Below are 21,940 nucleotides of genomic sequence, written 5' to 3' on the forward strand. Positions count from 1 at the left end.
GTACGCCTTTTTTCGAGAATTACTCGGAAAAGGCAGCTGAAATCGGCGGCGATAGGGCCGCTAACTTGGGATTATCCCACTTTATTATTTATTGGGATGATAAAAAACGTTATTAATCAGTGGTTCCCTAAATCTCTTTTTTAAATCTCTTTATAGAAGATAAAAACAATTAATGATTGTCCGACAGCATCGTTTCCCGCGTCAGAAGTGCGACCCCAATCGAATTATCCGAACTCCATCCCGGCTTTGCCCAAAATAATCTGGCCTGAGATTCCAGCTTCTTTTCAAGCTGATTCCTTAGATATTGATTTGAGGCTACTCCGCCGACAATCAGAATATCTGTGAGTCCGGTATCGTCAACAGCTTTGGTCAATACCTTATAAATCGTCCGGACAATACATCCTTCCACCGCCCGGGCCAGATCGGCCGGACGTTTTTTTTCTTCGATCAGACGCTGAACTGCCGACTCGACGCCCGAAAAACTCATCTCATATCCTTTGACCGAGGAAGGCAGCAGGGAAGCAGATCCAGGCGCTGATTTTAAAGCCAGTTTTTCGAGCTCCTTTCCCGCCGGGAAAGATAGTCCCAGACGCACGCCGACCCTGTCTACAAATTGACCGGCATGCAGATCACTGCTTCCGCCAAGAATCTGCAAACTTAGTTTTCCCGGAGAATCCTTCCGGACTTTCAATACTTCCGTTGTTCCTCCCGAAAGGTGGACAGCCAAAAAATCCGTCAAAGCAAAACCTTCGGCGGATTCCAATCCTGCAGCCAGATGTCCTTCCTGATGACTCGTCGTTACAAGCTTTACATTTAAAGCGCTGGCCAGAGATGAAGCAACCGACCTTCCTGCCAGAAAGACCGGCATATAGGATTGCTCTGCCGGACGAGGCGCCGTACTGACGCCAATGCCGGCAATTTCCGGCCATATCGTTGGCGGAACCAGGGCCAGTAGTTCCGGAAGATTTTTAATATGATTAAAAAGAGCTTCCGACTGGGCCAAGCCTTTCTCTCCCTGAGGAACTTCGAGTAGGCGTCTTTTTTCGCAGACCAGATGCTTTTCTTGATCCACCACGGCAACGGATGTCGTGTATGCGCTTGTATCAAGACCTAAGAACATCATTTTTCACTCTCGTCCATCAGCTTGTCTAAAATACCGTTAATGAATTTTGCTGAATCATCTCCGCCGAACCTTTTGGCAATCTCAATCGCTTCATTTAAAGTGACCCGCTGGGGGGTGCCGGGGCTGTACAGCATTTCATAGGCAGCAAGCCGCATCAGATTACGGTCCACATTGCCCATCCTGTCCAGGGCCCATTCGTGGGAAGTCGAAGCAAGCTTGGCATCAATATCCGTTTTGTTCTGCAGGGTTCCTTCAACCAGTTCCCTAATAAAATCTGCCGTCTTATCAGAGACGGCAAATTCCTGGATCCAATGCTGCAGGACTTGTTCCCGCTTGTCCGTTTCTCCCGTTATATCAATTTGATAAAGTATTTGCAGTGCCGTTTCGCGGGCCTTTCTTCGGCCCATTATTTTACTCATGAATATGCCTCCGGAATTTCATTCTACGTTTTATGTTTGCCCCAAAAAGGTATTCTATGTATTACTTTGCTCAGTCCGGTAGGCCAAACCCCATCATCCCAGCATTTTCCCAAGTAATATCCCCCGCAGGATAAGGCAGCTAAAAGCAGCGTCTGCCAAAATCCCAGCAAAATAAACATCAAAGCCACAAAAAAACCAATCAAAAAACCAAAAAATTTACCAGGATGATTATTAAGACACCATAGAAAAAAAATATTGAGTTTATCTCCGATATTTCTCCAGAAATTGCTCATCTCTCCACCCTGCTGCACTGTTCTATTTTTCTTTCAAATCTTTTTCTTTATTCGTTTTATCTTTGCTGTCTTTGACGTCCTTGATCTCAGCCGTGTTTTTAAACGCGATGCCTTGAATATGAACGTTGATGACCATGACGGTTAATCCGGTCATCCCTTCAATCGCTTCTTTCACAACGACCTGTACCTTCTGGGCTACATCAGGAATTGACACCCCGTACTGGACGGCAATAAACAAATCCACGGAAGCTTCTTTTTCGTCAATTTCAACTTTGATACCCCTGGAACCTTTGGATGTATTTTTGCCCCGGCCTAAAATATTGGCGATATCCTGGGCGAAACCTCCGCTTAACTCAGCGACTCCCTCAACTTCCGAAGCTGCCATTCCGGCAATCACTTCGACGACCTCATCAGCAATTTTGACTGAACCGATTGAATGATCTATTTTGTTATTATCCATTATCGCACCTCATTTTCCATCTTCAACCTGTTATTATTTTTATTATAACAGAATCCCCCGTTGCCGCAAATCCCCCTGCCTGATTAACGTAAATTTCATTCCTGAATAACGCAAATATGGAACATTTCCCACCGGACCCGATTCTCAGATTTTTTCCGACGTGTCTTTGACGACTGCTACTTCGATTTGATCAACTGAAAAACCGGTAATTTCCGATGCCGTGTTTTGGATAATAAACATGTCCTGAACTTTTAATTGGTTTGTCAGGACTGTAACCGTGGCCTTTTGCGTGTTGACTTCCGAAACAATATCTGTAAAACCTTTCATTTTCAGCACATTCTCAATTTCGGCTTCCCTGCTGATCTTGTCGCTTAAGTCCAGCCAGCGCTGCTGCGCCTGACTGCGTGTCTCCGTGATATCGGACGCCAGCAGAGGCTCCAGCATGTTAAGTGTTTCCTGTCTGGTCTGTTCCCGTTTGATCCTATAATTAACAAAGTAGTTTTCCCCCTGATTTTCCGTCAGTTCAATAATTTCTGCTGAGAAACAAACGGAATCCGGGATATTGACCGGCAAGCCTTCTTCCTTTTGCTGCCCAAAACATGCTTGGCTGAGCCAAACAATGGAGCATACCGCGATGGCCGGAATCACGGTGATCCAGATTAAGGATGCTTTTATTTTTAGGTCCAATTCAGACGCCCCCCATTGGAACAACGCTGATTTTGGCCGGTTCAATATTCAACAGCGTCCTGACCGCTTCAAATACTTGTTCCTTTATTTTGGGATCACTTGCTCCCTGCGCGATAACCAATACTCCCGTGACCTGTGGACGCTCCTCCGTAATGATTAAAGCATTTTCGCCGACGACCACGATCTTGTTATTCTGAGTCACCTCTTCCGTCTCTCTGGTTCCGCCGTCTTTATCCGTTTCCTTGGAAGTTTTTTTCGTAACGCTTTCATCCCTGGCATACTGTTTCTTTACATCGGAGGTCAGGGTAACCAGGACCTTCGTTTTGCCAACGCCCTGAATTTTTTCCAGATTGGCTGCAAGTTTTTCTTCAAGTTGTTTTTCCAATGCAGTAAAACCCGATTCATTTTCTGGAACGGCTGTTACCGTTTCAGCCGGGAGTTGGACTGATGCAGCGGACTGATCCTCCTGTGAGGTAAAAATAAGAATTGCTGCGACGATTACCAGCAAGATCACGGCCAACGTAATCTTTTCTGTGATCACCTGCTTGAAAAATCCCATACTGACTTCCTTCCTCCTATTTTTCTTCCTGCACAAACACGATTTCTTCCGGCAGCTGCATGAGTGCTGCAACCTGTTTTTTTATTTCCATTGCTTTCGCTGACTCAGCCGCTCCCTGGCCCTCGGCCTGGTCTGTGTTGACACCTCCGATAATGACCGGCTTAACAGGCTCAATGCTGACACTTTGCTGACTGAAATGGATCTCGACTTTTTGGATTTGCGGATAGTCGGCAAATCCTTCTCCACCGTCCTCCAGTTCAACATTCGTATCCGAGCTTTTGACCCCTTCCACCCCGGATACAAGGGCCTGGATCTGGCTAACCAGAATCCTGCGGTATTGTTCGATCACCAGAGCATTTGCTTCCGTGGAAGAATTGTCTTCTCCGTCAGAACTATTTTCCTGTGCCAGAACAGGCAAGTCTCCGGAAGAACTGCCGGCCCAGGCCGGCACGCTATTTTCAAAGTCCCAGTTCAGTAGATCTGCCAACGGATTCAGGATTGCCGCAATCACAAACAGCCCCATGACCATCTGCACAAATCCCCGCATGGATTTATTCGGCAGAAGCATCTCGAGAAAGGAGGCCAGCAATAGAATGAAAGCCAGGTTGCGAATCAGCGTCTTTAATCCTTCCATTTTCCCACACCTCAAAATCAGCGAAGCATTACCGCCAAATTTCCAGTCCCGACAATGATCACAATCGTCATAAAAAACATGATACCGACGGATGTAACGGTTACAAAAATATATAATAAACCTTTGGACATGTCCTGAAGACTATCCGCAAGTTCTTTTTCTCCCAAAGGTTCGACCAGCGCCGCAGCCAGTTTAAAAGTAAACATCATCGCGATAATCTTAATCGCCGGCAGAAAGGTAATGATGATAATTGCAATCATTGCCACGATCCCCAGCGCGTTCTTAAGCAAGAGACCTGAGCTTGCCACGATCTCAACAGCGTCTTTGAAAAATTTGCCGGCAACCGGGATCAAATCTGCTGCATATTTTACCGTCCTCAGCGTGACCCCGTCGGCTACCCCCCCTGTTACGCCTTGTACCGACATAATGCCGATAAAAACCGTCATGACGATACCAATACTGAGTTTACCTCCGAACTCCAGCAGAGAGGCTAATTTACTGAGCTTGAACTGTTCGGAAATGTTATTGAACAGCCTCAGGATAATGCTCAGGAAAAAAAGCGGCAACACAATGTTTTTGATTACCGTAGCCAAAAAGATCAGACTTCCGATGACCATTGGTTTAAACAAGGCTGCACTGGTCAGACTGCCCATGGTCAGCAGGACAGTATACATGGCCGGGAGGATGATCTGCATAAAAGAAACCATATTGTCAATGGACGCATTGCCAACATCCAGTGCAATACGAAAAGATGTCATCGCAAGCGCCAGCAGAACAAGATATACGAGCATTCGGGCTATCCTGCTTACTTCGCCAGTAAAAGCAGACTGCAGTTGATTGATGATTGCGCAGATCACAGCGAGCACCAGCAGCTTTGCAATCAAAGGCGCGTTGGTGACTACCTGTTTTAGCAGAGCCTTGACAATACTGCTGCCGATGCCCTGCAGACTAAAATTAACCTCGCCGTTTTTAATGCTTTCAAAGATCTCTGTTAAAGAAAAATCAGGCAGAGAGTCCTGAACATCGCGGTCCAGTTGATTCAAAAATTCTCTGACTTCAGATAAATCTATCTCTTCAGACAAATCTACTTTTCCGGACACGCCCATCTCCCCGGAAGTCTCTGCTTCCGCAAATCGTTTATCCGCCTCCGTCCCTGTGTAACTCGTCTCCTGACTTTCTGCCGCCAGGGTCACCACTGGAAAAGCAAATACCAGGGTCATCCATATGGCAAGCCCCAGCGCAGCCAAGACTTTTTTTGTCATCCGTATCGCTCCTCACGCCAGCAGCTTCATCATGGATTCCATAATCGCTGCAATGATCGGGATAGCCAAAATGACCACGAATACTTTGGCTGCAATTTCAACTTTTGTGGCCAGTGCATTCTCTCCGGCATCCCGGCAGATTTGGCCTCCCAATTCCGCCAAATAGGCTACTCCCACGATTTTAAGAACTATGAACAAGTAGTAGGAACTGATATCTGCCTGATCAGCCAGTTTCTGCAGCAGATCAACCACCAGTCTGATTTTGTCCATGATCAGCAGAAATATGGTTACCCCTGCCAGAATGCTTAGCTGAATTGCAATCTCAGGTTTAATTTGTTTCAGAACAGCTCCGAGAACCGTGACAATGATGGCGAGTCCAATCACTTGTGCTATTTCCATTGCCAGAGCCCCCTAGTATAGATTAAATACGCTTTTCACCAGAACAAACAGATCGGAGATTCCCTGGATGACCAGATACAACACGACAACAACCCCGGCAATGGTAACCATCTGGGCCTGCTCTTTCTTACCGGCCTCATTCAGGATAATTGCACAAATGCCCACCAATAGACCAATACCTGCTACCTTCAAAATGAGGTCAATACTCATCGCGAACCCTACCTCCTCACATGATCATAATGACAACCGCAATTCCGCCCAGGAAACCGAGGTAAGACCACATCTTTGCCCTGCTTTCTGCCTGCTGCCTGGCCTTTTCGTCTACGCCTGCCAAATGCCGCTGAACAAGTTCGAGCTGTTTATGCTGTTCATTCCGGTCCGACCTGCCCAATCCCTGACTAATTCCACTGATCACCAGCCAATCGTCCTCTATCAGGCAGGTTTTCCGGCGGTGCATTTCAATGCTTTTTTTCCAGGCCTGAGAAGCATTTTCTCCGGCTCTGATCTTTTCCTCGAGACTCGCAAAAAACAGCTGCCAGGGAGGACCGGTTCTTTCCTTAAGTACCTGGAAAGCATCCGGCAGGGGTGTTGCTCCCCAGTATATCTCCGTATCCAGCAGCGCCAAGGCGTTGATCATTTCCCTGATTTCCTGCGGACGTTTCTTAATTTGATTTGCTCTGATAATCCCCAAACAACCAAACCCTATAATCAGCCCAAGATACCCTGCAACCAACATACTTTTCGCCTCCAACGGCCTAATAAAGCGGACCGATCAATGCGTAAAACGTTCTTGCTTATTAAACAAATTAACGCCGCTCGCCATGTCATAAACAGCTTCCACCGTGCCTGGACCGTTTGCCCTGCTTAACACAACAATCCTTTCAAACGTCTCTCTATTCAGCAATTCCCTGAGATGGGCCCTTTTTTGCAGTTCGTCCAGAGAACCGGCATGGACCGTAGCCAGAATTTTTACGCCGCAGCGAACGGCCTCCCCAAGCGCCGCGGCATCTTCCCGCCCCCCCAGTTCATCAACAGCAACCACCTCAGGCGCCATAGACCTGATCAGCATGATCAGTCCCTGGGCCTTGGGACATCTGTCCAGCACATCTGTGCGGCAGCCAAGATCAAAAGAAGGAATGCCCTGCCACATTCCGGCAATCTCACTTCTTTCATCAACCACGCCGACATTATGACCTTTCAGGCATAGCTGAGGTACACCGTTGCTGAGATTTTTTACTAAAAATCTCAGCATTGTGGTCTTCCCTGCTCTCGGAGGTGAAACAAGCAACGTATGGCAGACTGTATTTTCCTGATTGATCAGTAAGCCCAGCAATTCCGGAACGATCATTTCCGGCTGTCTCGCTAAACGAATATTCAAAGCGGAAATATGGCGCATGATCCTGATCTTGCCATGTTCAACGACTGTTTCTCCGCTTAATCCCACGCGGTGCCCACCGGGCAAAGTCAGAAAACCCTGCCGTAATTCCTCCTCAGCGGCATATACAGAACTGAAGGTCATTTTTTCCAGCGTTTCCAACAGGTCTTCACGCTTGACAATATACGCTAGATTCTTTGTTCCGGTTTGCCCCGCCGAAGTACAGAAATATTCCCTGGTCCCTGTTCTGAAGAGGACAGGCTGGTTGATTCTGAGACGAATTTCTTCAATATTTTCCGTGTCGGGTAAAGCCCCTGCCGCCTTGCGGATCATTCCGCCCAGCCGTTCCCCAAACCAACGGATAATCCCTTCACCCTCTGATTCCGGATTAAAGAGTACATCATTTTTATTCCTAGGAAATTCCGTTAAAGGTGAAGCAAAGCTTACCTTCATGTTTTAACCTCCTCTGTATTAGAAGGTATGTCCTAATAAACGTTTTTAGAATTACCAGTTTGTTCGGAGAAAATAAAAAACGACCTCAATGGCCGTTTTAAGGAAAATTAAACATGAAAGGCCCCTTGCCAAAGATAAATCACCTTGAGTCCCCTTTCTACATATCCTACATGAAAAGGAGTGGGAGGTGCTCTATGCTTATCCATGTCGTCAAAGCGAATCAAACTTTGGATCAGATTGCAATTACATATCGGGTCTCGCCGGCATCAATCATAAGCGTGAATGGACTTGTTGAACCTGTACAATTGCTAACCGGACTAGCATTAGTTATACCGACTGAAGATGTCCTCCATACTGTGAAACCGGGAGAAACATTATGGAGAATTGCCCAGATTTATGGAACGACCGTACAAGTCATTCTCGGAAACAATCAAATTACGAACCCTGCCAATATTTATCCTGGTCAGTTGATCACCATTCCTGCCAGGCGGCATCGCGTCCTTGCTGGGGAGACTTTATGGTTTATTGCTCAAAAATACCAAGTCTCTTTACAAAACCTCATTAAAGTCAATAACATCACGAACGCCAATTTGATCTATCCGGGCACCGTACTCATTATCCCTCGTAAACCTCGGCCGACCATCGATGTCAATGGCTATATCTATCGTTTCAGTCAGGACGCGGTTGCTACTGTCAATCGGGAAGCTGAACATCTTACATATTTAAGTCCTTTTGCCTACTTGATTAGAGAGGATGGAAGCCTGCAGACAATTGATGATCTTCCGCTCATTCAAGCTGCCATATCAAAAAAGGTGACCCCGATGATGTCTATTACCAACTTTACGTCCACTACGCGTGGAGAAAATCTTGCTCATCTCGTTTTAACCAATACTGAAGCCATTAATCGGTTAATGACAAATGTCATCAATATCATGAAAGAAAAGGGTTATCGGGGACTTAACATTGATTTTGAAAACGTACTTCCCGAGGATAGAGAAGCTTATAACGCTTTGCTTCAAATAGCCGTAACCCGTCTTCATGCAGAGGGTTTCTTCGTTTCAACGGCTTTAGCGCCAAAATTAAGCGCAGAGCAACGGGGATTGCTCTATGAGGCGCACGATTATCCAGCCCATGGCCGAATTGTAGATTTCGTTGTTCTCATGACCTATGAATGGGGTTGGCGTGGTGCTTCACCGCAGGCAATTTCTCCCTTGAATCAGATCAAACGGGTTTTGGATTATGCTGTTTTAGTCATGCCAAGAGACAAAATCTTTTTTGGCTTTCAAATTTATGCCAGAGATTGGCTTTTGCCGCACGTCTCCGGCCAAATTGCCGAAACCTTTGGGATGGATGAAGCAATGTCCAGAGCCCTTCGATACCATGCTGAGATCCAGTACGACACGGTTACCCAGTCCCCTTTCTACCGGTATACGGATACGCAGGGAAGCGGTCACGAAGTGTGGTTTGAGGATGCCCGCAGTGCCCAGGCCAAATTTGATACCGTCAAAGCTTATGGCTTAAGAGGTATTAGTTATTGGGCTTTAGCCTATCCCTTCCCTCAAAACTGGGCTTTGCTGGAAGATAATTTTACGATCCGGAAATGAGCCAAATAAAAAAGGGTTGTTGCTCAAGAAAATTACTTGCCCAACAACCCTTTTTATTCTAATTATTCTTCTTGCGGTAGATAAGATGACTAAGCCCGGGAAACATACGCTCCGCTTCTGGTGTCGATAATCAGGACATCGCCTTCATTCACAAAGAATGGAACCTGAACCGTAGCGCCAGTCTCGACAGTGGCAGCTTTCGTACCGCCTGTGGCCGTATCACCCTTAACTCCGGGCTCACATTCCGTTACTTTAAGCACAACTGTATTGGGAAGGTCTACCCCAATGACTTCGCTATTATAGAGCAAGACACCAAGGTTCATATTTTCTTTGAGCCACTTGACTTCCTGCCCAATTTGAGCCTCGGTCAGCATAATCTGCTCATAGCTTTCATTGTCCATCACAACGAATTGATCACCGTCTTTATACAAATATTGCATCTCACGGCGATCCAGACGGGCTCTGGGAACTTTCTCCCCAGCATTGAATTTCTTTTCGACAACGCCGCCCGTTCTGACATTCTTAACTTTGGCACGCACAAAAGCAGCGCCTTTTCCAGGTTTCACGTGTTGGAATTCGACTATCTGAAATATATCGCCATCCAGTTCAATAGTCACTCCGGTTTTAAAATCGTTTGAAGAAATCATTTTGCTGATCCTCCCATAATATTGTAGATTCTTTTATGTATCAATAACGGATACAAGTCATACCACTAATCAATAATAATGCACTGCTTTGGCGTTTGTGTCAATACTTCCGCACCAGAATTTGTGACAAGCGCAACATCTTCGATTCTGACACCGCCCCAGTCAGGGATATAAATTCCGGGTTCAATGGTAAGTACCATACCCGGTTCGAGTACCGTTTCATCACGGGTATTTAAAAACGGTGTCTCATGGATCTCGATCCCGAGGGAATGTCCCAGACTGTGACCGAAATATTCACCGTAACCAGCACGCGTAATCACTTCTCTGGCTGCCGCGTCGACATCTTTGGCCTTAACGCCGGGCTTCAGAGCTTTAAGCCCGGTCAGTTGTGCCTCGAGCACGATATCGTAAACTTCCAGGTGCTTGCTCTCAGGCTTTCCCAAAAACAGCGTCCGTGTGAAATCGGAACAATACCTTTGGTAGACCGCTCCAATATCGAGCGTTAAAAATTCCCCTTTTTGCATTTTTTTGCTGGAAGCTGTACCGTGCGGCAACGAGGAGCGTATCCCTGAGGCCACAATATAGTCAAACGAACGACTGCTGGCACCCATTTTTCTTTGCGAGAATTCCAGTTCCAGAGAAAGCTCTTCTTCCGTCATTCCTGGATAAATCTTGCTGAGCGTCTGGGCGAAGGCATGGTCCGTGATTCCAATCGCTTGGCGAATCAGCGCAATTTCTGTTTCATCCTTAATTTGTCGAAGCTTCTTAAAGAGTGCTGAGGCATTCTCGAATCTGCGCCCGTCAAGAGTCTTCTGCAGTTTCTGGAAATCGCCCAGGGACAAAGCCTCTTCCTCAATCCCTATCACGATCAGCCCTTTAAGCATTTCCCCGATGACTGTATAGGGATCTCCGGCCACTTTGACAATTTCAAAACCCGGAGCTTCCGTTGCTGCCTGTTCCATGTACCGGAAGTCTGTGAACAGAATGGAACGTTCTGGTTCAATCAGCAAGGTTGCACTGGTTCCCGTGAAACCGCTCAAATAAAAAATATTGGGCGGTGAGGTCACGATCAGCGCATCAAGTTTATTCTCGGCCAGTCTCCGGCGAATCTTTTCCAGCCTCATGGTTGCTATTCCTTTCTTTCTGACGGTACTTTTGAAATTCCAGCGCATAGGCTAAGGCCAGAAAATAACTGTCTGTCCCGAGTCCGCTGATTTGCCCGACGCAAGCTCCAGCGATCACCGAATGGGAACGGAAACTTTCCCGGGCGTAAATATTCGACAGATGCACTTCGAGAGCGGGTACGCTGACCCCTTTGATCGCATCGTAAAGCGCATAGCTCGTATGGGTCCAGGCCCCGGGGTTAAGGATTAAAAAATCAGACGGCGTTAACTTTGTAATCCAGTCCACAAGCTCTCCTTCATAGTTCGTCTGACGGCACTCGACAGTGAAGCCATGTGTTTGCCCCGTCTCGATCAGTCTGCCGTTCACTTCATCAAGGGTTATTCTGCCGTATATATCCGGTTCTCTCTGCCCGAGAAGATGAAGATTGACACCATGGAAAACATGAATACGGTTCATAGGTCTCTCCTTCTTTATCTATTATTTTCTATAGAAAACAAAATAATGACATAGCCTTTTTCTATCTAAAATAAGGCATATCTCATTATAACGAAAAAATGAAGATTATTAAAATCATTTTAGTGATTTCTTTCAAATCGTTATGAACCGCGTCAGGGACATCTATTTTGGCGCTTCGCTGTTCGTCTTCTCACTGTTCTGGGTCTGACGATAAATAACTCCAAGCGCAGATTTTTCGCCTTCGATCCGCGGAGAATTGACAATGTTAATATTGCTCAGCATGATGCTGGTTTCAATAACTCCATTTCCGGGACATTCCACTTTCCGGATTTCAGTCCTTGGCAGGATAAAATGCACCTCATGCGGAACTGTCGGTTCGCCGATTCTGGCAACCCGGATTTTTACGCCTTCGACTTCAAGGATTACATCATCATACCGTTTTTGGGCACCGGTAAAAGAATTGCCTGGATTGTTGGCGTAAGCTGAACCGGCAGATCCGGAAGCACCATAACCGGAAGCCTGACGATCCGGAATATTGATGAGCTGTCCTATGACCAAAGCGCAGGGATCAACGCCGGGGTTTGCTTTGCTGATATCCTGCCAGCAGCACCCGTTTTGGCTGGCTAAAAGGAAAAATGTATCTCCTGACTTTATTGCATACTTTTTCAACGGCCCTACCCCTTTCTACATTTCCATATTATGGAGATCAAGGTTGTCAGGTTCTTTTTTATCTAGTAGGTCTTTGACAGCTTTAACGAAATTTATAAACATCAAGTCGTCGATAAAATTACGATCACTCCTGAGAAATGGTAAAATATCCACGGTATCAGCGATTCTTGGCCAAAGAAGCTCCAACATGTAGCTTCATTTACCTCTTGTTTTTATCCTTTACATCCTTACTTTCTTTACGTCTACTATGCTACTGTAAAAGGCATATGTGCAAATGATTAACAGTCATCCATTGTTGTTCCCTTTCCCCGCATGACTTGTTGTCAAGTCTTTCGATGTGAATCTTCGATACGGCAAATTTTTTTAATTTAAAGAATTTGTACGCGCCTACAAATTCTTCGGTTAATGAAATGATTGACTTGCCGTTCTATTGATAGCAATTAAACACAACGACGGAACCCTTACTCTTGATGAATTTGATATATCGAAAGATGAACCGATTAAATTAAATCATGTAGTTAGGGTGGTAAAAACAAATTAAAGCAGCTGCCGGGGAAATGTTCTCGGCAACTGCTTTAATATGAAGTTGAAATTTACAGCTTGAGCAGACGCTCTGCATTGCCATGGGCAATCTTTTCCTTATCGGAAGGGCTGATTGGTGCATTTTCAAGAAACGCTCGCGCGTTCTCGTTGCCGATATAAGGATAATCTACAGAGAATATGATCCTGTCTGCTCCCAATACCTGCAAGATAAATTGGAAGTGCGGCAGCGTAAACATACCGCTTGGCGTAACATAAACATGGTTTATAAAGGTTTCAGATATTGTTTTCGGGAGATGTGTCGCTTCCTTGGAAAGTGCTTCATCAAGACGTGCAAGGAAAAACGGCACCATCTCGCCCCAATGACCTGCAATCAGCTGTAAATCGGGATATTTTTCAAAAATACCCGCTAATATCATTCGTAGCATATGGACGCCTACTTCTGCGTGCCACCCCCAGCCAAACGCTGACAACCTTGCACTGACAACTGGATCCAATCCGGCATAATACGCCTCCTGCACTGTTCTGGCAGGAAATCCCGGGTGCATATAAATGGGCACCTTTAAAAAGTTTGCCATCTCAAGAACAGGCTCAAATTTAGGGTTATCAAGAAAGGTTGCGTCTGCAGACGGTCGTCCGCTAAGTAAAACCCCCTTGAAATTAAGTTCTTTGACGGTGCGTTCCAGTTCATCTGCCGCCGCCTTCGGGTCTGCCCACGGTAGTGTTGCAAAAGCTGCAAAGCGGTCAGGATATCTTTTAACCCTCTCCGCCATTTCATTATTGGCTGCCTGCGCTATCGAAACAGCTTCCGGTGCCGGAATTAGCTGAGTCGCTGTGGTATAAGAAAGCACCTGCATATCTATTTTTCCTGCATCCATGCTTTCCAACCACTTTTCCTCAACATTCCCATCGGTACTCGTTGTGTAATAGGACAACCCCGGCGAGTGGGAATCGGAAATGTACGGTGTCATTTGCAACAAATTTTTCCATGACGCTGCGGTTATTTCTTTATTATTTACATGCTCTTCAATTGTAATAATCTTCATTTTTTATTCACGTTTCCTTTATGCGGTAATAGATGACTCAATCCCATTGACCCATACGCGTTTAACCTTATGGAGGGCTTTAATATCGGTAGTAGGGTCACCATCAACCAAAAGCAAATCCGCCCTGAGACCCGGTTTAATCATCCCTCTGTCAGTGATGAATCCGAATAATCTGGCTGGAAGGCTGGTTGCGCTTTGCAGCGCCTGCACAGGAGTCATGCCTGCAGCCACAAACGCTTCGATTTCATCAAGTAAACCAATGCCGTGGTCGATACTGGCAGGGGCAAAGGGTGCATGATTTGCATCAGTACCTGCAATGACTGGTATTCCCGCATTCATTAAGGCTTTTAGTGTCATATCTATATTTTGCGTATCCAAGTTGACATTGGGGATACGATTTAGAAAAGCGATCGTTTTTTTCATCATGCCCGAAGTAGGAACCGTAATAGTCCCTTTTTTCAACATTTCTTCGATCAGGGATTGCGACATCGGGGCTTCAACCGGAATGTGCGTAATAACATCAACACCTGCATCAATGGCCGTTTTGAAAGTCGCCATCGATACAGCATGAGCGAATACCAGAAGTTTATGTTCGTGTGCTGCCTCCGTCAAGGCGGTAATTGTTTCCGGGGATAAGGGCTTTTCCGCCATACGCGGTTGATCCTCAATGATGATTTTTATATAATCTGCGCCTTTATTAACCTGATCGGCAACGAAAGCTTTGGGATCGTCAATAGGATAAAGCGCAGCTGTGTAACAAGTCAATATATCCGAAAATCCCGGGCGTTTTTTCAGGCTGTTTATAAACTCCGTGGAATGAGCCGCCATATCAAGCATAGAGGTGACTCCGTATTTTACACCATTTTCCAGATCATTTAATGCTTCCATATGGACGTGCGCGTCAATCAGTCCGGGCAGCAGTGTACCCCCCTCGCCGTTAATAACCGTGTCCCCTTTGGTTTTGTGGGATATGAAACCATTTTCAATCACAACCGATTTATGATTCGTTAATTTTATGCCATCAAAAATCTGTACATTGGTTATTTCTATTGACATAACTTCCCCTCCTAAATTCTCATTTTGGGACAAGCGCTTACTTCATATTTGTTCCCGCTAGTCCAATTCCCGACGATCCCTAACAAACCACCTGTTATTCATACGATATTTCCTTCTATTTCATATGCCTGGCAGACCACCTCTCGAAGTAATATTTACTTTATGGTAAAAAAAACTTTACCGTTGACAATGATACTACCAGATGTTACCATTGTCAACGGTAAAGTAAAATATTTTTTACCGTAATAAAATGATGTAATAAGGTGTAACGATCATGCAGAATAAATCCGAACTAATAAAGGAACTAACCGATGTCGGGCATCTTTTTCGCAAGATTCTAACCCGGCCCATAGAATCAAATTGCAAAGTGAATGTAAAGCCTTCGCAAAAGTACGCCCTGATCGCACTGTCAAATTACAGTGAGATGACCATGTCAGAACTCGGTCGGGACCTATTGGTCTCGAAGCAGCAGCTTACCATCATCGTTGGTGAATTGCTGAGAAAGGGTTACGTTGAGCGTTATCTTGATAAGAATAATCTTCGTATTGTCTATGTCCGGCTGACCGAAGAGGGAAGAAACGCTCTTAATGAGATCTATACGCATGTAGAAACCGGACTTTCATCAAAGCTGGATCTACTGTCCGATGAAGAGCTTGACGCGTTAATGTCTGCGGCGGTTTCAATTAAGAAATCGCTCGAGAAAATAGATGAAAATGAATAGGATAAGTATAAATATTTAGGTAGGAAATGATCAAAGTCGCCCTCTCTATTCGGAGCGAATAAGAATACTCAGACGAATTTCCGCTTCTCCGTTTACATAATCCAGTTCCTGAATCAAAAAAGGGACCTCCTTCTGAAGCTGAATTGTATTCACCGCCCGGAGTATTTTCTTCAGTTCCCCTTCTCCGTTTACTTTGATCGTGGCTTGAAAGAAATCCCCTCTTTTCATTGACGGCTGGGTGATATCCATTGCCTTAACCGAAACATTTTCGGATTTGAGGCAATGATTGATCTGTTCCAGCATATGCGGAAGATCGGCGCGATCCGGTATCAGCACATTGTTCTTGGCGCCTTCTGCTAGAATGTCCTGGTATTCCTGCCGGAGTAAGTTTTCTTTTGCACTGACGGTATCTAGTTGCCGGGTCAGCGGTCGCACTGCCAGGACCTGGACTGCGATGACGGCCAATAGAATGATACTCCCGCCCATGATCACAATTCTGCTTAAACTTAACCTATCTAAAAACCGCCACCTTGTAGCAGGCTCAGATAAGAAATCTCTCTGAGATGAGATGTTTCTATCAGATAAAAAGTGCTTTAAAAATTGAAGGTATTTAAAAGACACATCTTTACCTCACTTCAAATTTTTCTTTCTACACGCAAGCAGAACGAAATTGTTTTATCCCGATAATCATAATCGGTCAGGACTGGTTCCCTCCAGCCTTCTTCCGTCAAAACCCCGATTAAACTTGTGATACTAAGATTATCGGAACAGTCCGCATATAGGTACAGCGTATTCTGCCGATAGCTCAGGCGATTCAAACGTATACTGCTGTTAAGACTGGTTAAGGACTTCTGAACCATTGTCAAATCCCCAAATGTATCGCTGCGGTTCCGTTCCCATTCCGACCAGATCTGATTTTTCCGTTCCGCGTTTAGTTCATCGACCTGTTCCTGCAGTGCCGTAATTTCTATCTGGTGCTCAGAAATATGATTGATTAGCGGATAGCAATAACAACCTATCCCGAAGATCATTCCAATAAAAATCATCAGGACCAGCAGACATGTTTTTATTTTGGCCGGCCGCAAAAAAATGCAGCCAAAATTGCAGTTTTTCTTTTCTTTCACTCTTTGCCTACCAGCCAGCAGTGCCAGGTAATGAAAATTCATAGAATGGCTATCTGCCGAAAAATCACTGGAATCGAATTCCTGATAAACGGATTCCAGTGTCCGGGCACCCTCAGCCTCTCCTGAATCAATCAGGATATCTGCGATCCGGGTGGCTTCAGCGCTTCCATCCGTGACAACGATATTGAAAGGAATTGTGCAGTCTTTCAGCGCAGTATAAATCTGATATTTCGGAGTCTCCGGTTCACTGCCCGGGATCACCCTTATCACTTCCGGCAAGCCATTGCGATATTGGACAGCCTGGATATTTTGATTATGAAGTTTAAACAGGCAAAGAATTCTTTTTTCTTTTAAAGGTGCCAGGATCCCGCCAAATGCCTGAACAGTATATTCAGCACCGCAAAGTTCATATCCCGTCTGCTGAAGACACCGGGCATAAAGCTCAAGCGTAGTTTTCCTTACGCCAATGACGCTGATCCGAAGATATTCATCCTTCTTCTCGTCCAATACCACGTATTCATAACTAAGTTCGCTGATTGGAACCGGAACTTCCTGTTCAAGCCAGAGATGAACTGTTTTATCCCGATACTTCGGAACAACCCAAGGAATACAAAATTCCCTGATCAGCCCGTTCTGAAAAGGAAGCAACAGATAAACAGGGACTTTTCTCGAACATTTTCGTTGCCCAAATCGTCCCTGACAGTCTTTTTGACGATATTCATCCAGAACCATTTTAAGATTTTCTTCGGTGTCACTGCCTTCGGACCCTGAAAAAGTCTCCAGTGGAAAGCTGGAGACGACAATCTCGGAACCCATGTTTCCAAGACGCTTCGAGCGATAAAAAAATCTTATTTCTTGGGCATCAATCTCTAAAAAAAGCATTTTTTCTCGGCCTGCCTTCTAAATAGACGACCATAAAGTACTGGCAAGACTTTCGTCAAAAACTTTAACTTCAGCCTGAGATCCATCCGAACTTAGATATACCATAATCAAATTTCCGGGGTCAGGAAAGGTATTTCCGGTAATTTCTGCAATACCAAAGCCCGTTTTCCCTGTCTCGGCCTTTTGCTGCGTCACCGTTGGATCAAGTCTGGCAATATAATCAGGGATAAGTCCTGAACCCGTGATCGTTCCGTTTGCAGCAGAAAGTTCATCAATCCTGAGATATATTCCATTGTCGACCTGATACCTGTCCAGCGCTGCTTTGACTTCACGTCCTGTTGTGATGTCGGCTTTCTCCCGAGCTGTTTCTGCATTCCCAACGAAACGCGGGATGACAATTGCGGCTAGGATGGCCAGAATAACGACCACCAGCATAACTTCCAGAAGGGTAAATCCTTTCTCGTTTTTAACCACTTAAGACATTCCTCCCTGTATTTTTTGACGGTTATTTTAATTTTTTCCTGTGATTTAATGGCATGTTGAATTTTTTTATTGTACAAAATATCAGCTTAATGAATCTGTGAGCTTATATCAAAGATCGGCAGGAGAACTCCGATAGCCACGAAACCGACCAGGCCCGCCATAAGAAACACTAGAGCAGGCTCTAAGAGCTTCGTATACTGCTCAATTCGCTCCTCCAGCTCTTTTTTGAACATCCGAGTCATATACGCAAGCATTTCACTTAGTTTGCCGGATTCCTCCGCAACCTCCAGCATTTTTGCAACTTCCGGAGGAAACAGCTTACTCGTCATGATGACCGAGAACATTCTTCTTCCTTCGTTGACAGCAAAAATTAATTGGGTTGTCAATTCCTGCATCAGATGATCCTTGAAAAGGTTTTTCACCAGGAGCAGTGATTCCTGCAGAGACAGCCCCGCGTCCAGCAATCTTCCCAGGACCGAACAAAATTGAATGAGCTGCCTGGTTCTGTTGATCTTACCGGTTCCAGGTATGATGAAGGAATATCCTTTTTTATTCAGCAGCCACACCGTTATGGCCAAAACAGGGATAACGGCTGTCAAATACGGGATACAACAACCCACATTAAACATTATTTTGGTTGCCAGCGGCAATTCCGTCTCAAACCCGCGGAAAAGGGTTTCATACATCGGCAGAATCATAATACTGAGGGTATAGATAATAAACAAAGATGCGACAAGAAGCAGAACCGGATAAAATAAAGCATTTTTGAATTTCTTCTCAAAAAAATATGCGTCCTCCAGATAATCTGCGATATCGATCAACGCAGTCGGCAGGGTCCCGCTTCTTTCGCCGGCTTTGACCATCGTGGCAAACAAGTGCCCCGGAGAGGGAATGATGCCCTGCAAACTGACATGCAGTTCGACGCCAGCTTGAAGAGAGCGGCTAACCTGCTTCCATTGATTTTTATCTAAACCGGTTCTTTCTCTTTCCGCAATGACATCTAATACCGCAAGCAGAGGAATGCCTGCCTCCAGCATTGTTCCCAGCTTACGAGCTGTCCTCCCCCAAAACAGTTTTCTATTTCCCGTCTTGTATCTGATCCACACCGAAGTGAATAATGCCCTGGTGATCTCCACGGGATATAAATGCTGTTCCCTAAGCCCGGAAACAACTCTGCTTTGATCTTCCTCCGCCCAGTAGCCCTTCCGTATATTGCTATTTTGATCAACGGCTTTCCATTTCCAGAGCAATCGCAAACCCTCTTATTGTCCTAATCTATATTTCCGCCCACAGTCTCATGATTTCTTCCAGAGAAGTTATTCCGGCAGCGACTTTCCTAAGCGCATCTTCTTTCAACGTAAGCATTCCAGATTTTTCAGAGACCTTTTCAAGGCTGGCGGCACTGCCTTTTTGCAGAATTAGTTCCTTAATTTCCTGATTGTAGGGAAGATATTCATGAATCCCTATCCTGCCGTTGTATCCGGTCCCATGGCACTTGGAACAGCCTGCCGGTTCATAAATAGCTGATAAGGCTTCCCCGTGAAAAATTTGTTTCTCTTCAGCTAAAACCGGTTTTAATTTCCGGCAATTCAGACATAGTCTCCGGACAAGTCTCTGAGCCAGTACCCCGCAAACCGCCGAAGCTACCATATAGGCATCGATATCCATATCCAATAAACGGGTAAGCGCTTCTGCTGCAGTATTGGTATGAACGGTAGATAAAACAAGGTGCCCGGTCATTGCAGCCGCTGTTGCAATTTTGGCGGTTTCTCTGTCTCTTATTTCCCCTACCATGATAACATCCGGATCCTGACGAAGAATGGATCTCAGGCCACTTGCAAAGTCCAGGCCAATACCGGCATTGACCTGGGCCTGACTGACTCCCGGTAGCCGGTATTCGACAGGGTCTTCGATGGATACCATATTGATGGTTTCAGACTGCAGCTCCCGGATCAGGGCATACAATGTGGTGGTTTTGCCGCTCCCGGTCGGGCCGGAAATGAGAATCAGCCCATGCGGCTGGCGGATAAGCTTTCGAATTTGGTATTCGACATCCTCCCGCATACCCAGTTCTTCCAGGGAGAGACGTGCGGTCTTTTCATCCAGAATCCTGGTCACGACTTTTTCTCCATAGACAGTCGGAAAAGTAGAAACTCTGACATCAATTTTCTTATCAGAAATGTCCAGCATGATTCTGCCATCCTGAGGGAGACGTCTTTGGGTTATATCCAGACCCGACATGACTTTCAAACGGGCGGTAACACTTCTGGACAGATCCTTTGGCAAGTTTTCCTTAACCATCAGCAGCCCATCTATCCGAAATTTCACGCTGAATCCGGTTTCGATCGGTTCCCAGTGTATATCACTTGCTTTTTCGATAACAGCCTGTCGGAACAGCGAATCAACAAGGCTGACGACCGGCGTTTCCTGGGCATTGATATTTTCTTCAATCTTCCAGCTCACTGATTCGTTTGGATTTAGAACAGCATGTTCCCCAGTTGATCTTTCCAATGTAAAACATTCTCGGATCGCAATTTTGATTTCTTCAGCGGAAGCCAGGAGTGGATCAACCTGATATCCGGTAAAAAGCATCACATCATCCAACGCGGTTCTATCTGTAGGATCCGCCATAGCGATGATGATTCTTTGATTCTGAGCCGCAATCGGAATCAGCGTATATTTCCGGGCCAGTTCTTCCGAAACCAACTTTGCTGCTGAAACATTGACAGGTCTCTCTGCAAGACTGATCATGTTAATTCCTGATATCCGGCTTTTAAATTCCAGGATTTCCTCTTCTGCCAAATACGCTGCAAGAAGTTCTTCAAGTTTTGCTCCCTGGTCAAGCAGGGCAAGCTGAGTAGCTATCTCATCGGCATTTGAAATAAGCACCTTGTTCTCACGGGCATACACGTAAAGTTCTTTAAGTACAAAATCTTTCCAAAATCCTGGTTTGGACTGATCAATCATAAACGTACCTGTACCCGGTAAGGTCGTACTTCCCATCTTCTCCCAACACAAGCTCCCCAACTCTGCACTGTTTCATATTCCCCATTGTTGCCCTGGATGTGATTTGAGTTACATCGTTGGCCCGTATAACATCAATTTCTACAACCATTCCTTCCGAATCGTATTGAATGCTCCCCTGCCAGGAAGGATCATGAGCAAGAACTGCTTTGGCGTATTCCAGCCCACTGTCAGCCATATAAGCGGTCTTAATTTTTTGGGCCTCACAGACAACGATACGTTCCTGTGAGCTGATCAGAATAAAGGTCTGAACTCCCATCCAGGATAAAGAAAACGTAACAAGAAGTATTAGTAAAGATACATTACCGCTTTCCCAATTTATTCCGAAGAACTTCTTAAGCGAACAGTTCTTTGCCAATAAACGGCTCTTTCCGCCTGCGCTGCTGTTAAAGATATTTGCCATAATCCCTCCCTAACCCCAGTACAATGAAATTCACAAATCCTGCTTGCTACCGGAATCGGAACGCCAAGATGTTCACGGTACAAGTCCAAAACTCCGTTAAAGTCCTTGTCCGCAAGATAGTAGCTGTCTGTAATGATCTTACCGTCCTCAAGACAGTTGATACGTAATACTTTGCCTGTCCATGCTACACCTTCTGCTGTAGAAACAGCGGCGGTCAATACCTGGCCTGCCCGGACAGCTGCAAAGGAAAGGTCGCCATCTGCCATTAACCCTTTAGCCATCCGGTACTGGCTGATATACAATTGAAGAACCATTGCCGCAATGATTCCGGTAATGACCAGTGAAACGAGGACTTCTAACAGCGTAAACCCCTTGTCATTTTGCTGTACCGTTTTCTTTGTCAACCCAGCCATATGTTACTCCAACCAGCATAGTCAAACTCTCATCTACTTATTTCCATTATTTAACTTAATTACTATATTTCTACATATTTCTT

The 21,940-nt window shown here is 45.5% G+C and carries 27 protein-coding genes; 2 read left to right on the top strand and 25 right to left on the bottom strand.

Annotation, left to right across the window (positions count from 1 at the left end; translation table 11 throughout):
- Window positions 1-169: 169 nt before the first annotated feature.
- The 12 genes from A7D23_RS05525 to spoIIIAA all read right to left on the bottom strand — a co-directional run bounded on the left by A7D23_RS05525 (window position 170) and on the right by spoIIIAA (window position 7,664).
- On the bottom strand, window positions 170-1,123 hold the full coding sequence (locus tag A7D23_RS05525) for a peptidase (protein WP_019225831.1): 954 nt from the start codon (window positions 1,121-1,123) through the stop codon (window positions 170-172).
- Entirely contained in the window at window positions 1,120-1,542 is a 423-nt protein-coding gene (gene nusB, locus A7D23_RS05530) for a transcription antitermination factor NusB (protein ID WP_015042521.1), read from the bottom strand. The genes A7D23_RS05525 and nusB overlap by 4 nt, the downstream gene beginning before the upstream one ends.
- Window positions 1,543-1,565: 23 nt before the next feature.
- Complete coding sequence (locus tag A7D23_RS05535; RefSeq protein ID WP_019225830.1) at window positions 1,566-1,835, bottom strand: DUF2273 domain-containing protein; 270 nt, start codon at window positions 1,833-1,835, stop codon at window positions 1,566-1,568.
- Window positions 1,836-1,857: 22 nt separating this feature from the next.
- Window positions 1,858-2,295, bottom strand: coding sequence for an Asp23/Gls24 family envelope stress response protein (locus A7D23_RS05540; RefSeq protein WP_019225829.1), 438 nt, complete (start codon window positions 2,293-2,295; stop codon window positions 1,858-1,860).
- Window positions 2,296-2,439: 144 nt separating this feature from the next.
- A complete protein-coding gene (locus A7D23_RS05545; RefSeq protein ID WP_019225828.1) occupies window positions 2,440-2,982 on the bottom strand; it encodes a SpoIIIAH-like family protein in 543 nt (180 codons plus the stop codon).
- A gap of 1 nt (window position 2,983) precedes the next feature.
- On the bottom strand, window positions 2,984-3,541 hold the full coding sequence (locus tag A7D23_RS05550; protein ID WP_019225827.1) for a stage III sporulation protein AG: 558 nt from the start codon (window positions 3,539-3,541) through the stop codon (window positions 2,984-2,986).
- Between the two features lie 16 nt (window positions 3,542-3,557).
- A complete protein-coding gene (gene spoIIIAF, locus A7D23_RS05555; RefSeq protein WP_019225826.1) occupies window positions 3,558-4,175 on the bottom strand; it encodes a stage III sporulation protein AF in 618 nt (205 codons plus the stop codon).
- Window positions 4,176-4,192: 17 nt separating this feature from the next.
- On the bottom strand, window positions 4,193-5,437 hold the full coding sequence (gene spoIIIAE / locus A7D23_RS05560; protein WP_019225825.1) for a stage III sporulation protein AE: 1,245 nt from the start codon (window positions 5,435-5,437) through the stop codon (window positions 4,193-4,195).
- Between the two features lie 12 nt (window positions 5,438-5,449).
- Window positions 5,450-5,836 carry a stage III sporulation protein AD gene (spoIIIAD, locus tag A7D23_RS05565; protein ID WP_019225824.1) on the bottom strand — a complete coding sequence of 129 codons (387 nt, stop codon included), beginning with the start codon at window positions 5,834-5,836 and terminating at the stop codon, window positions 5,450-5,452.
- 12 nt (window positions 5,837-5,848) lie between these two features.
- Complete coding sequence (gene spoIIIAC / locus A7D23_RS05570; RefSeq protein ID WP_015042513.1) at window positions 5,849-6,046, bottom strand: stage III sporulation protein AC; 198 nt, start codon at window positions 6,044-6,046, stop codon at window positions 5,849-5,851.
- A gap of 16 nt (window positions 6,047-6,062) precedes the next feature.
- Entirely contained in the window at window positions 6,063-6,572 is a 510-nt protein-coding gene (locus A7D23_RS05575; RefSeq protein WP_019225823.1) for a stage III sporulation protein AB, read from the bottom strand.
- A 36-nt stretch (window positions 6,573-6,608) separates the two neighbouring features.
- On the bottom strand, window positions 6,609-7,664 hold the full coding sequence (gene spoIIIAA / locus A7D23_RS05580; RefSeq protein ID WP_019225822.1) for a stage III sporulation protein AA: 1,056 nt from the start codon (window positions 7,662-7,664) through the stop codon (window positions 6,609-6,611).
- A gap of 194 nt (window positions 7,665-7,858) precedes the next feature.
- On the opposite strand from spoIIIAA, the gene A7D23_RS05585 reads away from it, so the two are divergent.
- Window positions 7,859-9,268 (top strand): LysM peptidoglycan-binding domain-containing protein, encoded by a 1,410-nt coding sequence (locus A7D23_RS05585; RefSeq protein ID WP_025205481.1) that lies wholly within the window; start codon window positions 7,859-7,861, stop codon window positions 9,266-9,268.
- An 89-nt stretch (window positions 9,269-9,357) separates the two neighbouring features.
- Here the strand turns inward: A7D23_RS05585 and efp are convergent, their stop codons facing one another.
- The 6 genes from efp to A7D23_RS05615 all read right to left on the bottom strand — a co-directional run bounded on the left by efp (window position 9,358) and on the right by A7D23_RS05615 (window position 14,807).
- Complete coding sequence (gene efp, locus A7D23_RS05590) at window positions 9,358-9,915, bottom strand: elongation factor P (RefSeq protein WP_015042509.1); 558 nt, start codon at window positions 9,913-9,915, stop codon at window positions 9,358-9,360.
- 65 nt (window positions 9,916-9,980) lie between these two features.
- A complete protein-coding gene (locus A7D23_RS05595; RefSeq protein ID WP_019225820.1) occupies window positions 9,981-11,039 on the bottom strand; it encodes a Xaa-Pro peptidase family protein in 1,059 nt (352 codons plus the stop codon).
- A complete protein-coding gene (locus tag A7D23_RS05600) occupies window positions 10,999-11,496 on the bottom strand; it encodes a type II 3-dehydroquinate dehydratase (protein ID WP_019225819.1) in 498 nt (165 codons plus the stop codon). Before A7D23_RS05600 ends, A7D23_RS05595 begins: the two co-directional genes overlap by 41 nt.
- Window positions 11,497-11,658: 162 nt before the next feature.
- The gene (locus A7D23_RS05605; RefSeq protein WP_019225818.1) at window positions 11,659-12,165 is read right to left on the bottom strand and encodes a LysM domain-containing protein; all 507 of its coding nucleotides are present in this window, start codon (window positions 12,163-12,165) and stop codon (window positions 11,659-11,661) included.
- A 593-nt stretch (window positions 12,166-12,758) separates the two neighbouring features.
- Window positions 12,759-13,751 carry an amidohydrolase family protein gene (locus A7D23_RS05610; protein WP_019225816.1) on the bottom strand — a complete coding sequence of 331 codons (993 nt, stop codon included), beginning with the start codon at window positions 13,749-13,751 and terminating at the stop codon, window positions 12,759-12,761.
- A gap of 18 nt (window positions 13,752-13,769) precedes the next feature.
- Window positions 13,770-14,807: an amidohydrolase family protein gene (locus A7D23_RS05615; RefSeq protein WP_019225815.1), complete on the bottom strand. Its 1,038-nt coding sequence runs from the start codon at window positions 14,805-14,807 to the stop codon at window positions 13,770-13,772.
- A 274-nt stretch (window positions 14,808-15,081) separates the two neighbouring features.
- Here A7D23_RS05615 and A7D23_RS05620 point away from each other — a divergent pair, with 274 nt between their 5' ends.
- A complete protein-coding gene (locus tag A7D23_RS05620; RefSeq protein WP_019225814.1) occupies window positions 15,082-15,528 on the top strand; it encodes a MarR family transcriptional regulator in 447 nt (148 codons plus the stop codon).
- A gap of 45 nt (window positions 15,529-15,573) precedes the next feature.
- Here A7D23_RS05620 and A7D23_RS05625 read toward each other — a convergent pair whose 3' ends face one another.
- The 7 genes from A7D23_RS05625 to A7D23_RS05655 all read right to left on the bottom strand — a co-directional run bounded on the left by A7D23_RS05625 (window position 15,574) and on the right by A7D23_RS05655 (window position 21,857).
- Window positions 15,574-15,993 (bottom strand): hypothetical protein, encoded by a 420-nt coding sequence (locus A7D23_RS05625; RefSeq protein WP_242837059.1) that lies wholly within the window; start codon window positions 15,991-15,993, stop codon window positions 15,574-15,576.
- 170 nt (window positions 15,994-16,163) lie between these two features.
- Window positions 16,164-17,534: a hypothetical protein gene (locus A7D23_RS05630; RefSeq protein ID WP_019225812.1), complete on the bottom strand. Its 1,371-nt coding sequence runs from the start codon at window positions 17,532-17,534 to the stop codon at window positions 16,164-16,166.
- A gap of 18 nt (window positions 17,535-17,552) precedes the next feature.
- Window positions 17,553-18,008, bottom strand: a complete 456-nt coding sequence (locus A7D23_RS05635) for a prepilin-type N-terminal cleavage/methylation domain-containing protein (protein WP_019225811.1) — start codon at window positions 18,006-18,008, stop codon at window positions 17,553-17,555.
- A gap of 95 nt (window positions 18,009-18,103) precedes the next feature.
- On the bottom strand, window positions 18,104-19,267 hold the full coding sequence (locus A7D23_RS05640) for a type II secretion system F family protein (RefSeq protein WP_019225810.1): 1,164 nt from the start codon (window positions 19,265-19,267) through the stop codon (window positions 18,104-18,106).
- Window positions 19,268-19,292: 25 nt separating this feature from the next.
- Complete coding sequence (locus tag A7D23_RS05645; protein ID WP_242837058.1) at window positions 19,293-21,020, bottom strand: GspE/PulE family protein; 1,728 nt, start codon at window positions 21,018-21,020, stop codon at window positions 19,293-19,295.
- The gene (locus tag A7D23_RS05650; protein ID WP_019225808.1) at window positions 20,977-21,399 is read right to left on the bottom strand and encodes a hypothetical protein; all 423 of its coding nucleotides are present in this window, start codon (window positions 21,397-21,399) and stop codon (window positions 20,977-20,979) included. The genes A7D23_RS05645 and A7D23_RS05650 overlap by 44 nt, the downstream gene beginning before the upstream one ends.
- Window positions 21,360-21,857 (bottom strand): prepilin-type N-terminal cleavage/methylation domain-containing protein, encoded by a 498-nt coding sequence (locus tag A7D23_RS05655; protein ID WP_019225807.1) that lies wholly within the window; start codon window positions 21,855-21,857, stop codon window positions 21,360-21,362. The genes A7D23_RS05650 and A7D23_RS05655 overlap by 40 nt, the downstream gene beginning before the upstream one ends.
- Window positions 21,858-21,940 lie beyond the last annotated feature (83 nt).

Source organism: Dehalobacter sp. TeCB1 (assembly GCF_001707455.1).
GTDB classification, from domain to species: domain Bacteria; phylum Bacillota; class Desulfitobacteriia; order Desulfitobacteriales; family Syntrophobotulaceae; genus Dehalobacter; species Dehalobacter restrictus.

Bases quoted from the DNA above. Each gene is read 5' to 3' on its own strand.
- A7D23_RS05525 (WP_019225831.1), bottom strand. From the start codon at position 1,123: ATGATGTTCTTAGGTCTTGATACAAGCGCATACACGACATCCGTTGCC.
- nusB (WP_015042521.1), bottom strand. From the start codon at position 1,542: ATGAGTAAAATAATGGGCCGAAGAAAGGCCCGCGAAACGGCACTGCAA.
- A7D23_RS05535 (WP_019225830.1), bottom strand. From the start codon at position 1,835: ATGAGCAATTTCTGGAGAAATATCGGAGATAAACTCAATATTTTTTTT.
- A7D23_RS05540 (WP_019225829.1), bottom strand. From the start codon at position 2,295: ATGGATAATAACAAAATAGATCATTCAATCGGTTCAGTCAAAATTGCT.
- A7D23_RS05550 (WP_019225827.1), bottom strand. From the start codon at position 3,541: ATGGGATTTTTCAAGCAGGTGATCACAGAAAAGATTACGTTGGCCGTG.
- spoIIIAF (WP_019225826.1), bottom strand. From the start codon at position 4,175: ATGGAAGGATTAAAGACGCTGATTCGCAACCTGGCTTTCATTCTATTG.
- spoIIIAE (WP_019225825.1), bottom strand. From the start codon at position 5,437: ATGACAAAAAAAGTCTTGGCTGCGCTGGGGCTTGCCATATGGATGACC.
- spoIIIAD (WP_019225824.1), bottom strand. From the start codon at position 5,836: ATGGAAATAGCACAAGTGATTGGACTCGCCATCATTGTCACGGTTCTC.
- spoIIIAC (WP_015042513.1), bottom strand. From the start codon at position 6,046: ATGAGTATTGACCTCATTTTGAAGGTAGCAGGTATTGGTCTATTGGTG.
- A7D23_RS05575 (WP_019225823.1), bottom strand. From the start codon at position 6,572: ATGTTGGTTGCAGGGTATCTTGGGCTGATTATAGGGTTTGGTTGTTTG.
- spoIIIAA (WP_019225822.1), bottom strand. From the start codon at position 7,664: ATGAAGGTAAGCTTTGCTTCACCTTTAACGGAATTTCCTAGGAATAAA.
- A7D23_RS05585 (WP_025205481.1), top strand. From the start codon at position 7,859: ATGCTTATCCATGTCGTCAAAGCGAATCAAACTTTGGATCAGATTGCA.
- efp (WP_015042509.1), bottom strand. From the start codon at position 9,915: ATGATTTCTTCAAACGATTTTAAAACCGGAGTGACTATTGAACTGGAT.
- A7D23_RS05595 (WP_019225820.1), bottom strand. From the start codon at position 11,039: ATGAGGCTGGAAAAGATTCGCCGGAGACTGGCCGAGAATAAACTTGAT.
- A7D23_RS05600 (WP_019225819.1), bottom strand. From the start codon at position 11,496: ATGAACCGTATTCATGTTTTCCATGGTGTCAATCTTCATCTTCTCGGG.
- A7D23_RS05610 (WP_019225816.1), bottom strand. From the start codon at position 13,751: ATGAAGATTATTACAATTGAAGAGCATGTAAATAATAAAGAAATAACC.
- A7D23_RS05615 (WP_019225815.1), bottom strand. From the start codon at position 14,807: ATGTCAATAGAAATAACCAATGTACAGATTTTTGATGGCATAAAATTA.
- A7D23_RS05620 (WP_019225814.1), top strand. From the start codon at position 15,082: ATGCAGAATAAATCCGAACTAATAAAGGAACTAACCGATGTCGGGCAT.
- A7D23_RS05630 (WP_019225812.1), bottom strand. From the start codon at position 17,534: ATGCTTTTTTTAGAGATTGATGCCCAAGAAATAAGATTTTTTTATCGC.
- A7D23_RS05645 (WP_242837058.1), bottom strand. From the start codon at position 21,020: ATGGGAAGTACGACCTTACCGGGTACAGGTACGTTTATGATTGATCAG.
- A7D23_RS05655 (WP_019225807.1), bottom strand. From the start codon at position 21,857: ATGGCTGGGTTGACAAAGAAAACGGTACAGCAAAATGACAAGGGGTTT.